The following is a 12,631-nucleotide window of genomic DNA, read 5'->3' as shown; positions in this document are numbered from 1 at the left end:
CACTCAGGCGGCCTGCGCTTCAATCGTTTTGAGAATGAAGTCCTGCAATTCACCGAGGGTTTTAATCGCCACCAGTTCGGTATTTTTACCCATTCTAATCGCGAACATTTTCTCAAAACTGACCACCATATCTACCGCGTCCAGGCTGTCCATTCCGAGGTCTTCATACAGCCTGGCCTCAGGGATCAGTTCGCTGTTTTCCAGTTCAAAATCTTCAATCAGGATCTGATTAATTTTTTCTTTCAGTAGCGCTTTATCCATTTATGTTTTCCTCATAATGATGCTGGAGTGGGTGTTATCTAAGACAAAATGCGTGATACGTGCTTCGCCGAAGTGGCGATAAAAGGAGGCCTGCTGGTTTCGCTAGCGGCACAGACTCACTCCGTGCAGCAGGTTCTGATGCCCGAGCAGATATCCGCAGGCAAGGAAAGACGAAATAACGGCACCGAGCACCCCCGGCCCGGTTACGGCTTGTCCGGCAAGATACAGCCCAGGCAGACGCGTGGTCGGCAACGGATTAAACTGCGTCATATCATGAGCCGCCCCATACATACCGGTATGGGGAGTATGCAGATATTTCTGCAGGGTTACCGGGGTGGCGCCGTCGACCACGCGCAGCGAATCCAGTTCCGGCAGGGCCTGACGCAGTGAGGCGGTCAGCTCCGACAGACGACGTTTTTTTAGCTCCCGATAGGCTTTCGGGCGTTTACCTCCGCCGGTACCGTAGAAGGAACGATATTCGCTGCCATCGCAGGGAATGACAGCGACATAATCTGCCGACTGCTGCGCTCCACTGCGGTTGAGCACCGACGGGCCCGGCATCACGTAGAATGGCCCCTCATCCCCCCGATGCTGCGGCATAAATGCCTGTTCAAACGGACGATCGTGACGGCAGTAAAGCAGGTTTTTTTTGTCGAGCAGGGGCGGCGGCTGTTGGCGGTCGCCACACAGGTACAGCAGGTGCGCAGACATCCCGTCATACAAATTATTGAGGCGCTGGCAGGCTGCCGGGCGCAGCGCATTTTCCGGCAGCATGTCCGGCAGATAATGCGGATGTCCGGTATAGACCACCGCTGAGCTGGCGATCGATTCGCCGTTACTCAACTCAACGTTACTCAGTTCGCCATCGGGGCTGCACTGTATTTTCCTGACGCGGTGACCACAGTACAGCGTGACGTTCTCCTCTTTCAGCCGTTGTTCAAAGGCCTGCACCAGCGAGGAACCGCCCTGAGAGAAGGTACGCACCCCGTTAAAATGGCTGCCGGCGACGCGGGCATGCTGCAGAAAAGAGACACTATCCGGGCTGACGCCGTGATACAGACAGGGCACCGCCAGAATGGTCTGCAGGTAATGATTTTGCGTAAAGCGCGCAATGAAATCTTTTAGCGAGACATGCCACTGTGGATTATTGTCAGCCTGCTGAGTGAGCGAACCTTGCAGTGAGTGAAACGACGAGGTGTTGTAGGCGCGCCGGACTTCCTCCATATAGCTACAGATACCGGCCTTTTCCGCCGGGAAGTCTGCGCACATCCCGGCAACCATGGCGTCAAATCCCACTGGCAGAAAATACTGGCGGCCATCAGAAAAGCGCACGGTTTCGAAGTGATTCTGATCGAAGTCGACACACTGCAAATGCTGCAGGCCAAGATAACGCAGGTAAGCGCTCAGAACGCCGTCTGATGACAGCTCCCCGACGAAGTGAACGCCGCTGTCAAAATAGACGCGACTTTTCAGAAAACCGCGCATCGTCACGCCGACCTGGCGGGCGCTTTCAACCAGCGAGACCTGATAGCCGTGCATAGCCAGCAGGAGTGCGGAGGCCATGCCGGAAGCTCCGGCACCAATTACCACGGCGGTAGGTTTAGTCCTGTTCATGCTCAGAAACCTATCGCCAGACTGGCGTTGGTGCCGCCAAAACCGGCGGCGTTACACAGAGCGCGGCGGATAGGCTGCTGGCGCGTTTCGGTGATGACATCCAGCTGCTCTGACGCTTCATCCGGTCCGTCAAAGTTGATATTTGCCGCCATAAATCCCTGTCTGGCCATCAGGCAGCTATACACCACCTGTGCGGCGCCGCTCATCCACAGCTCATGCCCTGTCATGGATTTAGTCGAGGATACCGGCACTCCTTTCGGGCCAAAAATATTGAGAATGTTGATAGCTTCCATGCTGTCACCGACGGGTGTCGAGGTAGCGTGCGCGCAAATGTAAGAGATATCACGCGGCTGCAGGCGGGCATTGTTCAGCGCCATGCTCATGGCCCGACCCAGTCCGGTGGGGCTGGGAGCGACGATGTTTTCACCGTCAGAGGAGAAACCATAGCCGAGAACTTCCCCCCAGATCGGCGCGTTGCGCTTAACAGCAAGATCGTAGCGCTCCAGTACCAGCGCCGCTGCGCCTCCGCCAGGCACCAGTCCGTCACGGCTTTTGGCAAAGGGACGGCTGGCCGCCTGAGGGTTATCCGTGCGCGTTGAAAAGGCACCCAGCCCGTCAAAGCTGCACATTGATTGCCAGTTAATTTCCTGTGCTCCGCCGCAAATGACGCGATCCTGACGCCCCAGCATGATCAGATCTGCAGCCTGACCTATCGCGTGACCGCTGCTGGCGCAGGCACCGCTGATGGTCCAGCTGGCGCCCTGGGTGCCTAAAATCGCGTTAAGGTTCATGGTGATGGTGGAGGTCATCGAACGGAACACCAGCCCGCTGCCAAGGCTGGGGGTGTTGAGCGTCTCCCGCAGACGGTCGGTCTGCTCAATAGCGGCTAACGCGCTGGAATCGCAGCCAAATATTAAGCCAGTGCGATCGTTATGAATATCCTGAAGCGTCAGGTTCGAATCGGTCAGAGCACACATCGCCGCCTCGGCCGCCCATTCGGCAAAGAGAGGCAGAGATTTACGCTGTTTTCTGTTGAGCGGATGCTGCCGGTTAAACTCCCTGATAGTGGAGGTCAGGGGAGAGAGGAATCCCATTTCAGTACGCTGGGGATCGTTAATGATGCCGGAACGCCCCTTAAATAAAGAGTCGGTAACTTCCTCTTTTGATGTTCCGATGCTGGATATAATACCCAACCCTGTAATTGCAACCCGATGTAACATAATGACCCTTAATTAATTTGGTTTCATATGCCTGATGCCGCCACGTTTTAAGGTGTGGCATCTGTTAATTATTTAGGGGGGACCTTATCTGTCAGATGAGATGATAATCTATCAGCAATATTCATTTGTGATAAATAAAGGTTTTGCTTCATTTAGATTTTGTTTATGGTGTCTTTGGCATATATTGTTATTTGTTTTTATTTTTGATTGTTGGTGCTATTTTTATTTTATGCCTCATGAAGAAGGTGTTTTCTGTTGAAATATAAGTGTGATGTTTTCTGGTATATTGTAATTCTTTATCAATATGGTCAGCAGTATGAATAAATTAAGGTACTTTAGCACTTCAGATTAATAAAGGAGATAACAGAATGGAAAGGCGTGCAGAGTCACCGGTCAGGAGCGGGAAAATAGCGCTGGTCACCGGGGCGAGTAAAGGGATTGGTGCCGCCATAGCGCGCCGGCTGGCGAGCGAGGGGTTTACGCTGTGGGTGAATTATCTCCGCGATCGTGCCGCTGCCGAAAGCGTTCAGGCCGATATCCAGGCGGCGGGAGGGCAGTGCCAGCTGTTACCGTTCGATGTTGCGGATCACCACCAGTGTCAGCAGGTGCTGGCGCCGTTAATCGAACAGGGGCAGGTGCCTTCTGTACTGGTTAATAACGCAGGTTTTGCCAGTGACAGGCTGCTGGCTATGATGCAGGAAGAGGACTGGAAGCGCGTACTGGCTGTCCATCTGGGCGGTTTCTTTAACGTCACCTCGCCGATTGTGGCAGCGATGCAGCGACAAAAACGCGGGCGCATCATCAATATTGCTTCCACCTCTGGAGAGACCGGCGTCGCCGGCCAGGTGAACTACTCGGCAGCGAAAGCCGGGCTTATCGGTGCTACACGTTCGCTTGCCGTGGAGCTGGGGCGGCGCAATATTCTGGTCAATGCGGTGGCCCCTGGATTTATCGCCACAGAGATGATCGCCGGGCTGCCGCTGGATAACATTGTTGCCACCATCCCGCTGCGCCGCATCGGGCAGCCCGAAGAGGTGGCTTCTGTGGTCAGTTTCCTGGCGTCTGACGACTCCAGTTACATCACCGGTCAGGTGATTGGCGTCAACGGAGGGTTATTTACCGGCTGATGAGGTCTGCAATAGTCCCGCCTTCCAGCGCTGGCAAAATGCGGCATAGAAGGCGGGCTGTTCGACGAAATATACCCCGTCCGGCAGGGTAAACATCTGGACGGTGTAGCCACTGGCCACCCTATTATTGTGCTGTACGCTGACTATCTGATAAGACATATTCATGCGCGCGGCTTCACACCAGTGCAGCCGGGCCGTAATCCGGCAGCGCTCAGCGAAAGCCAGCGGTGAGTGATAGTTGACGAACATTTGTTTGACCGGTGCGGGGATGCGTTCACGCCACAGCGTGGCGTATCCGATGCCAAAGTGTTCGCCCAGTGCGACACGTGCATCCTCAAAATAGCTGGCGTAGTGCCCGTGCCAGACCATATGAATGGAGTCTACCTCTTCAAAACGGCTAACGCGCTCCACCGTAAATTCCAGCGGGGCAGGACAGGGCGAACCGTCAAGGCACGGCTTGTTTTTAAACCAGGGATAACGCTTCATGATTGCTCCTTCATGGCTGCATTGAAAAAGTTAAAACGGAACAGACCTTATTATTTGCACTAATCTCAGCCTGGTAATGATGACTGCCTGACTGTTGTTTTACCTTCACCGTTATTTTGTCTCGCGGTTTTATCGAATTAACAAATTTACAGCGCTTGATATGCTGAATTAAATCACCGCCACCCTGAGCTGCGGTAAAACGGGCCAGTGAGATTTGCACAATTCCCGGCAATAAGGGATTGCCGGGGAAATGCCCCTGGAAACCACTAAAGTCATCCGGAAACGAAAAGTAACCCACGATCTCCTTTTTTTCCTGAGAGGAAGGGAGAACGGAAAAGGGCTGAGTAATATAGCGGGGGAATTCATCAAATATACCTGGCATCTGTCTCTCACAAAGTGATCTATTGAAGAGTTCGATGCTACTGAATGAATACCGGTGATACTTTGCGTGAAATGGGATCGAAGCAGGTGGCTGTCAGTGAAAGCAGGTTTTCCCTGGGGTTAGCATCAAAGATCCTGACCGGTACACTGTTATCCACTTCGCATGAAACAAGAATTCTTTGACTTTATTACCGGAGGTGATTATCTGTTTTGTAAACTAATATTGCTCGTTTTTTATACTCACTGCGCGCCTTCAGAGGAAAATTTCCGCTAAGTCCGCCACTTTAATCCCTGCTGTTAATGATGACATTGTTGTGAAATGTTAGAAGACACAACTGTTCTTAACTTTAAATACTATTACTTTAATTTTTACATTTTGTAATGTTTGTATCGCTAACATTACGTCAATGTAAATAGATAAAAACAGTTCTTTAACCTTAATGACACCTGCCGTCACGGTGTCCTTTTCTGAGTGTGTGAGAGTCGTAAAAATGCTCCTTCAAAAAGAAACCACCCGCCGTAAGTTCTTACTCGGGTCGTTGTTGGCATTGCCGCTGGGTGAGATGGTCTTTAAAGGACTCACCGCCGCGCAGGCTGCCGAAATGGCCGCCCCGGAACTGGCAGACTACCAACCGATCTTCTTCAGCAGTGATGAGTGGCAGTTTATTCTCGCGGCCTGTGACAGCCTGATCCCCGCCGGGGGCAAAGGCAAAGCGCCCGGTGCGCTGGAAACCAATGTGCCGATCTTTATCGATCAGCAGATGCATACCGACCTCGGCGATGAGATCTACATGAAAGGGCCGTTTAATACTCAGGCCCCTGCCACCATGGGGTATCAGATCCCATTCCGCCCGCAGCAGATCTACAAAACTGGCATCAGGCTGGCCAACCAGTGGTGTCAGCAGAACCATCAGAAGCCCTTCCACCAGCTGTCATCGCAGGATAAAGACAGCGTTCTGACCCAGCTGCAGAAAAACGATATCCACTTTGCTGACCTCGGTGAGCCGGATTTGAAAGCATCGCAGTTCTTTAGCGGGCTGCTGTCTGACGCTAAGCACGGCTACCTCTCCGACCCGATGTACGGCGGTAATAAAGGCATGAAGGCGTGGATTGCCATCGGCTTTCCCGGCGCGCGCGCCAGCTATCTGGAATGGGTGAAGCAGCACAATATCCCGTATCCCCTGGGGCCGGTCAGCATCAAGGGCGAGCGCGCCTGATCCCGCTGAAACTTTTTTCGTTTTTTCGACAATAACATCCCAATGATTTCGTCCTGCAGGCAGGCAGCCAACACACCTGCGGCGCGAAAGATGAAGGGTGGATAGGGTTAATTATGTCTCAAATTAATAAAGAGGAAGTCGACGTCGTCGTCGTCGGCCTCGGATGGGCTGGCTCGCTGATGAGCATTGAACTGGCGATGGCGGGTCTGAAAGTCCGTGCTCTGGAGCGCGGAGCCGATCGCGGCTACGAAGAGTTTGCCTACCCGAAACCGGCAGATGAATACGCCTATGCGGTACGTAATAAGGTCATGGCGACCCCGGCGGAAGCGGCAGTGACCGTGCGTTACAACATGAGTCAGACCGCGTTGCCAACCCGTAAATGGGGCGCGTTCTGTCCGGGCAACGGCGTGGGGGGTTCCGGCCTGCACTGGACGGCGGTACTGATCCGCCCAACGCCGACCGATCTCAAGCTGAAAACCTACGCTGACCAGGCCTACGGCCCCGGCGTGTTGCAGGAAGATATGCGCATTATGGATTTCCCGTTCAGCTGGGAAGAGATCGAACCTTACTACGAGAAGTTCGAGATGATCTGCGGCCAGTCCGGTTTAACCGGTAACCTGCGCGGTCAGATCCTTGAAGGCGGCGATCCGTTTGAAGGCCCGCGCGCTAACCCGTTCCCGCTGCCGCCGCTTGACGACACGCTGAACAATACGATGTTTGTGAAAGCGGCGAAGAAGCTGGGCTATCACCCGTTCCCCAATCCGTCTGCCTGTGTATCACGCGCCTGGACTAACCCGTACGGTAACCAGATTGCCCCGTGCAACTATTGCGGCTACTGCAGTAAGTACCCGTGCCTGAACTACTCGAAAGCCTCTCCGCAGACGGCGGTGATGGATGCGCTGAAGCGGATGGATAACTTCTCCTATGAAGTGCATGCCAACGTGATGAAAGTGGTGCTGCATGATGATAAGAAAACCGCCAAAGGGGTGATCTACATCGATAAAGACGGCAACGAATGTTTCCAGCCGGCGAAGATAGTGGTGCTGAGCAGCTTCCAGTTCTGCAACGTGCGCCTGATGCTGCTGTCCGGCATTGGCAAGCCGTATAACCCCATCACTGAAGAAGGGGTGATCGGCCGTAACTACGCCTTCCTGAGTAACGGCGGTGCCACGCTGTTCTTCAAAGATAAAAACTTCAATCCGTTTGCCACCGCCGGAGCCACCGGGCAGATGTTTAACGATATCTCGCCGGGCAACTTCGACGGTCCGGGGCTGGGCTTTATTGGCGGCGCCAAGATTCACAGCTCACAGGCCACCGGTACGCCGATCAGTACCGCACTGCCGAAAGGCACCCCGGCGTGGGGCGCAGGCTGGAAAGAGGGGATGGAAGAGTGGTACGGCCACTCTATGAAGATCAGCATCACCACGACCTGCATGTCGTATCGCGATATTTATCTCGACCTCGACCCGAACTACACCGATGACTACGGCTATCCGCTGTTGCGCATGACCTTCGACTGGAAACAGAACGAGCTGAAACTGCAACAGCACCTGAAAGGCATCGTCAGCGATATTACGAAAGAGTTGAACCCGGACAGCTACAGCGAAAGCTTCCTGCCGATGGACGCCCACTTTGACCTGACCAAATATGTCTCGACCCATAATGTCGGCGGCGCGGTAATGGGCGATAACCCGCAGACGTCGGCGCTGAATAAGTATCTGCAAAGCTGGGATGTGCATAACGTCTTTGTGCCGGGGGGGAACGCCTTCCCGCAGAACTTCCAGGCAAACCCGACGGATACCATCGGTGCGATCACGCTGATGGCGGCGCAGGCGATCAAAGAGATCTACCTGAAAAACCCCGGCCCGATGGTGCAGGCATAAGGAGATGACGATGATGAACTTCAAACGTGTACTGCTTGCCCATGTCGTGCTGCTGGCGGGGGCTTTTGCCGCGTCAGCGCAGGCCGATGACAGCCTGATTAAGCAGGGCGAGTATATTTCCCGCCTGGGCGACTGTGGTGCCTGCCATACCCTTCCGGGTAAACCGGCGTTTTCCGGCGGGCTGGCGATTGAGTCCAACCTGGGGACGATTTACTCCACCAACATCACCCCGGATAAGCAGCACGGCATTGGTAACTATAGCGAGCAGCAGTTCTCGGACGCGGTGCGTAAAGGTGTACTGCCGGACGGCACGCACCTCTATCCGGCGATGCCGTACCCGGATTACGCCAAAATCACCGATGCGGATATACACGCGCTGTACGTCTACTTTATGCAGGGCGTGAAGCCGAGCGCCGAACAGCCGCCGGAAACCGACCTCAGCTTCCCGTTCAGCCAGCGCTGGGGCATGCGTTTCTGGAACTGGGCATTTGCCAGCGATGAGCCGTTCCGGCCAATTGGCGGGGCCACGGCGGAGGTAAATCGCGGTGCCTATCTGGTGGAAAGCCTCGGCCACTGCGGCAGTTGCCATACCCCGCGCGGCATCGCTATGAATGAGAAAGCGCTCGACAGCAGCGACAGCCGGTTCCTCTCCGGTGGCAGCCTGAATGGCTGGGAAGTGCCGTCACTGCGCGGCCTGCCAAACTGGACGGAACAGGAAACCGTGGATTATCTGGCGACCGGGCGCAACGACAAAGCTGCCGTGGGCGGTGAGATGACGTCTGTTATCGAACACAGCACTTCATGGATGAGCGAAGCGGATCTGAAGGCGATTAGCGCCTGGATTAAGTTTACTGGCGGTCATCCGCCTGCGCCAGCGCCAGCAACTCAGGCGGTGAGTGCGACGGAAGCGAAACTGACGGCGGCGAAGAACCTGACCACCGGCGAGCGTCTCTACCTGGATAACTGTGGTGCCTGTCACTTCGTGACCGGTAAGGGCGCGCCGCGTATCTTCCCGCAGCTGGACCAGGCGACGATCGTTAATGCCGGTGACCCTACCGGGCTGATCCACACTATCCTCGCCGGGGCGCAGCAGCCATCTACTGCTAAAGCGCCTTCAACGCTGGCGATGCCGGGCTTTTCCAGCCGTCTGAACGATGAGGAAGTCGCGCAGCTGGCGACGTTTATTCGTCAGGGCTGGAGCAATAAGGCGGATGCGGTGAACGTGGAGCAGGTGAAAGAGGTCAGGGAGAGTCTGAAGAAATAACCCGTATCGGTTACTTTTTTAACCCATCCTGAACACGCAGGTCATTTTTTTCGGGAATTCATCAGCGGGCGACCCTTTTGCGGTCGCCCCTTTTATTCATGAACGATTTCAGCAGACGCCGAAATCGCCATCTTCATGATAAAGATTGACTGAATCAGCGCTTATCGCGACCTCTTTTTTCTCCGCATCATTCACCCTGGCGCAATACAATGTTGAGCCGTCGACGCGCAGTACCTGCATTTTGGGACCGCCAGTTTTTGACTGTACAAAATCGTCTGGTTTAAACATGGTCTTCTCCTGATAGGGGGAGTGATAGTGTCTGTCAGCCTGGAATATTCTGCAAGTTGGCCATTTTTCCGCAGTCTCTGGCACGGTGTCTATACTGATAGCTGATGTTAAATAACCGGAGGATAAACAATGACCATTCATAAGAAAGGACAGGCGCACTGGGAAGGCAATATCAAGCAGGGCAAGGGCACCATCTCCACCGAGAGCGGGGCATTAAGCGAGCAGCCTTACGGGTTCAACACGCGCTTTGAAGGTAAAGCGGGGACCAATCCGGAAGAGCTGATCGGCGCTGCGCACGCCGCCTGTTTCTCAATGGCACTGTCGCTGATGCTGGGCGATGCCGGTCATACTGCAGAAAGCATTGATACCACAGCCGATGTCTCACTGGATAAAGTCGACGGTGGATTCGCCATCACCAAAGTGGCACTGCAAAGCAAAGTGAAACTGCCGGGTATTGATAAAGCGGCCTTTGACACGATTATTCAGCAGGCGAAGGCCGGTTGCCCGGTGTCGAAACTGCTCAGTGCTGAAATCACCCTCGACTATCAGCTGGAAAACTAAGCCAGAGTGCGATGATTTTGCCGGGTCAGAGTAAGGATTGTGTAAGGGCAGCGAAAAAAACGCGCTAATCGCTCCTGTTTAGGAGTTCGTGAGATAGGGAAGTGTTGCGGTATCCCCGATATTTGCAGTGCGGCAGTCAGCAGGCCGTGAGCAACCCGAGGATATCAAGATGAAAAAAACAACACTGACTTTACTGATTAGCCTTTTCACAGCAAGCAGCCTTTTCTCCACCCTGTCTTACGCGGACGGTCCGGGCAACGGCCCGGATCGCCAGTGGCACCAGGATCGCGGACATGACAATCGCGGTGATGACCGTCATGACGATCGCGACCGTGGTGACTGGGGTCACAGCGATCGTGGCCGCGCGGGTCCTCACGAGCGTGATCACTTTGCGTGGAACGGCCATGATTTCCGCCGAGGCCATCCGGCACCAGAACGTTTTCGTGGTGACGATTACCGCGTGAATGACTGGCGCGACCGGGGTCTGTATGAACCCCCGCATGGCGCACACTGGGCCTATGTTGATGGCAACTATGTGCTGATCGCCGCTGCGACCGGGGTGATCACCTCAATTATCATTGGCAGTCTGTCAGGCAATCGTTAATCGTTTCTCTGCCGGTGACTCTCGTCACCGGCATCTTACCCCCGTCCCCGTCCTCGTCATCTGATTATCTGATCCTCTAACTCGTTAACTTAAAAGCACTTTATTTTTTTCTGTTGCATTGCGTTACATCACTATTTCCCAGCCTGTGCCGCAAAATATCATGCCCTTAACGGTTGTTCCCGGACGGCGGATGGCTATAAAATTGTTTTCATGATGAATAAAAAGTAACCGTTGCTGACTCAGTAAGGATGAGACATGGAAAATCGCATGGACAGGCTGGAAGGACACGTGTGTACCCTGCAGAAGGATGTCAGTATCCTGCAGAAAGACGTTGGTGTTTTACAGAAAGACGTTGGTGTTTTACAGAAAGATGTTGGGGCTTTGCAGAAAGACGTCGGTATTTTGCAGCAGGATGTCGGCATATTGAAGGTCGATGTCGAAATGCTTAAGAGCGACGTCAGCATATTGAAAAGCGATGTTAAAGAGTTAAAAGAGGACGTCAGCATTCTGAAAGTTGATGTCGCAGTGATCAAGTCGGACTACGCCACCAAAGGCGACATTAAAGAATTACGCACTGAACTGCATCAGTCGCTGGCCGCGCAAACCCGCTGGGTCGTTACTTCGCAGTTCGCCGTGCTGGGGTTCGGTCTTGCTTTGGCGAAGCTCATTTTCTAGCGTCAGCGAGTGCCTTTCCCTTCCTCAGCCATTCCTGGGCTTAACTATCCCACATTTCACCTTATAGACGTCTGGACATGTAGCCATCGATTTGTGTAGCATGCAGGGATTAGATAATTCTGAACAGGAACAGGCCAATGACGCAGCATATTAAAATTCTGGACGGGGGAATGGGGCGCGAACTGGCTCGGGTGGGCGCACCGTTCCGCCAGCCTGAATGGTCGGCGCTGGCCCTGTATGAAGCGCCTGAGCGCGTGCGCGAAGTCCACGACAGCTATGTCGCTGCCGGTTCCGGCACCATCACCACCAACAGCTATGCCGTTGTGCCTTTCCATATCGGTGAAGAACGCTTTGCCGCTGATGGCCAGCGTCTGGCCGCTCTGGCGGGACAGCTGGCGCGCCAGGCCGCCGATGCCGCTGCCAATCCGGTTCTGGTTGCGGGCAGTCTGCCACCGGCTCTGGGGTCTTACCGTCCCGATCTTTTTGAAGCCGGGCGCGCCCTGGACATTCACCGCGTGCTGGTTGAAGCACAGTCGCCTTATGTTGATCTCTGGCTGGGGGAAACCATCAGCTCTATTGCCGAAGCCGAGGCGATTCACCAGGCCGTATCAGGGCAGCCTCAGCCGCTGTGGCTGTCGTTCAGCCTGCACGACGACCCGGACCAGCCGCAGGCCGCCAGCACCCTGCGTTCCGGGGAAAGTGTTGTCGCTGCGGTGACCAGAGCGGTGGCGCTGGGGGCGGAAAATATCCTGTTTAACTGTAGCCACCCGGAAGTGATGATTTCAGCGGTACAGCAGGCAGTGGCAACCTTGCAGCGCCTGGGGTCAGCGGCAGGAGTTGGCGTTTATGCCAATGCTTTTGAACACGGCAGCAACGGCGGCGGCGCTAACGAAGGCCTGAGCGGCCTGCGTAAGGATACACACCCGGAAGGCTACCTGCACTGGGCGCAGGAGTGGGTGGCGGCGGGAGCGACGCTGGTAGGTGGCTGCTGCGGGATTGGCCCTGAGCATATTCAGCGCCTGGCTTCGGCACTGAAGTAAACACCAGATT

Annotated in this window: 14 protein-coding genes; 8 read left to right on the top strand and 6 right to left on the bottom strand. The window is 54.6% G+C overall.

Translation table 11 applies throughout. The features are described from left to right. Positions 1-3 precede the first annotated feature (3 nt). From ABEH87_RS08650 to ABEH87_RS08640, 3 genes are all read right to left on the bottom strand, one after another. On the bottom strand, positions 4-261 hold the full coding sequence (locus ABEH87_RS08650) for a phosphopantetheine-binding protein (protein WP_346575714.1): 258 nt from the start codon (positions 259-261) through the stop codon (positions 4-6). Positions 262-363: 102 nt separating this feature from the next. After that, complete coding sequence (locus tag ABEH87_RS08645) at positions 364-1,875, bottom strand: NAD(P)/FAD-dependent oxidoreductase (RefSeq protein ID WP_346575712.1); 1,512 nt, start codon at positions 1,873-1,875, stop codon at positions 364-366. 2 nt (positions 1,876-1,877) lie between these two features. After that, positions 1,878-3,095 (bottom strand): beta-ketoacyl-[acyl-carrier-protein] synthase family protein, encoded by a 1,218-nt coding sequence (locus ABEH87_RS08640; protein ID WP_346575710.1) that lies wholly within the window; start codon positions 3,093-3,095, stop codon positions 1,878-1,880. Positions 3,096-3,463: 368 nt separating this feature from the next. On the opposite strand from ABEH87_RS08640, the gene fabG reads away from it, so the two are divergent. Continuing rightward, complete coding sequence (gene fabG / locus ABEH87_RS08635) at positions 3,464-4,222, top strand: 3-oxoacyl-ACP reductase FabG (RefSeq protein ID WP_346575708.1); 759 nt, start codon at positions 3,464-3,466, stop codon at positions 4,220-4,222. Here the strand turns inward: fabG and ABEH87_RS08630 are convergent. Together ABEH87_RS08630 and ABEH87_RS08625 are read right to left on the bottom strand one after the other, a co-directional pair. Further along, entirely contained in the window at positions 4,208-4,708 is a 501-nt protein-coding gene (locus ABEH87_RS08630) for an acyl-CoA thioesterase (RefSeq protein WP_346575706.1), read from the bottom strand. The genes fabG and ABEH87_RS08630 overlap by 15 nt on opposite strands. A gap of 10 nt (positions 4,709-4,718) precedes the next feature. Then, positions 4,719-5,090, bottom strand: a complete 372-nt coding sequence (locus tag ABEH87_RS08625) for a hypothetical protein (RefSeq protein ID WP_346575704.1) — start codon at positions 5,088-5,090, stop codon at positions 4,719-4,721. Between the two features lie 490 nt (positions 5,091-5,580). Between ABEH87_RS08625 and ABEH87_RS08620 the strand changes: the two genes are divergently transcribed. The 3 genes from ABEH87_RS08620 to ABEH87_RS08610 all read left to right on the top strand — a co-directional run bounded on the left by ABEH87_RS08620 (position 5,581) and on the right by ABEH87_RS08610 (position 9,453). Beyond that, the gene (locus tag ABEH87_RS08620; protein WP_346575702.1) at positions 5,581-6,306 is read left to right on the top strand and encodes a gluconate 2-dehydrogenase subunit 3 family protein; all 726 of its coding nucleotides are present in this window, start codon (positions 5,581-5,583) and stop codon (positions 6,304-6,306) included. A 113-nt stretch (positions 6,307-6,419) separates the two neighbouring features. Further along, positions 6,420-8,189 carry a GMC family oxidoreductase gene (locus ABEH87_RS08615; RefSeq protein ID WP_346575700.1) on the top strand — a complete coding sequence of 590 codons (1,770 nt, stop codon included), beginning with the start codon at positions 6,420-6,422 and terminating at the stop codon, positions 8,187-8,189. Positions 8,190-8,202: 13 nt separating this feature from the next. Continuing rightward, positions 8,203-9,453: a cytochrome c gene (locus ABEH87_RS08610; protein ID WP_346576190.1), complete on the top strand. Its 1,251-nt coding sequence runs from the start codon at positions 8,203-8,205 to the stop codon at positions 9,451-9,453. Positions 9,454-9,561: 108 nt separating this feature from the next. On the opposite strand, the gene ABEH87_RS08605 is transcribed toward ABEH87_RS08610, so the two are convergent. After that, positions 9,562-9,741, bottom strand: coding sequence for a DUF2158 domain-containing protein (locus ABEH87_RS08605; RefSeq protein WP_346575698.1), 180 nt, complete (start codon positions 9,739-9,741; stop codon positions 9,562-9,564). Positions 9,742-9,870: 129 nt separating this feature from the next. Here ABEH87_RS08605 and ABEH87_RS08600 point away from each other — a divergent pair, with 129 nt between their 5' ends. From ABEH87_RS08600 to ABEH87_RS08585, 4 genes are all read left to right on the top strand, one after another. Beyond that, the gene (locus ABEH87_RS08600) at positions 9,871-10,302 is read left to right on the top strand and encodes an OsmC family protein (RefSeq protein ID WP_346575696.1); all 432 of its coding nucleotides are present in this window, start codon (positions 9,871-9,873) and stop codon (positions 10,300-10,302) included. Between the two features lie 169 nt (positions 10,303-10,471). Further along, positions 10,472-10,906: an RcnB family protein gene (locus ABEH87_RS08595; protein ID WP_346575694.1), complete on the top strand. Its 435-nt coding sequence runs from the start codon at positions 10,472-10,474 to the stop codon at positions 10,904-10,906. A gap of 255 nt (positions 10,907-11,161) precedes the next feature. After that, positions 11,162-11,581 (top strand): hypothetical protein, encoded by a 420-nt coding sequence (locus ABEH87_RS08590; protein ID WP_346575692.1) that lies wholly within the window; start codon positions 11,162-11,164, stop codon positions 11,579-11,581. 137 nt (positions 11,582-11,718) lie between these two features. Beyond that, complete coding sequence (locus ABEH87_RS08585) at positions 11,719-12,621, top strand: homocysteine S-methyltransferase family protein (protein WP_346575690.1); 903 nt, start codon at positions 11,719-11,721, stop codon at positions 12,619-12,621. The last annotated feature ends 10 nt before the right edge of the window (positions 12,622-12,631 follow it).

Source organism: Erwinia sp. Eh17-17, assembly GCF_039675725.1.
Lineage (GTDB): Bacteria > Pseudomonadota > Gammaproteobacteria > Enterobacterales > Enterobacteriaceae > Erwinia.
Note: the sequence above shows the minus strand (reverse complement) of the source record. Positions and strands in the feature narration are given on the sequence as shown.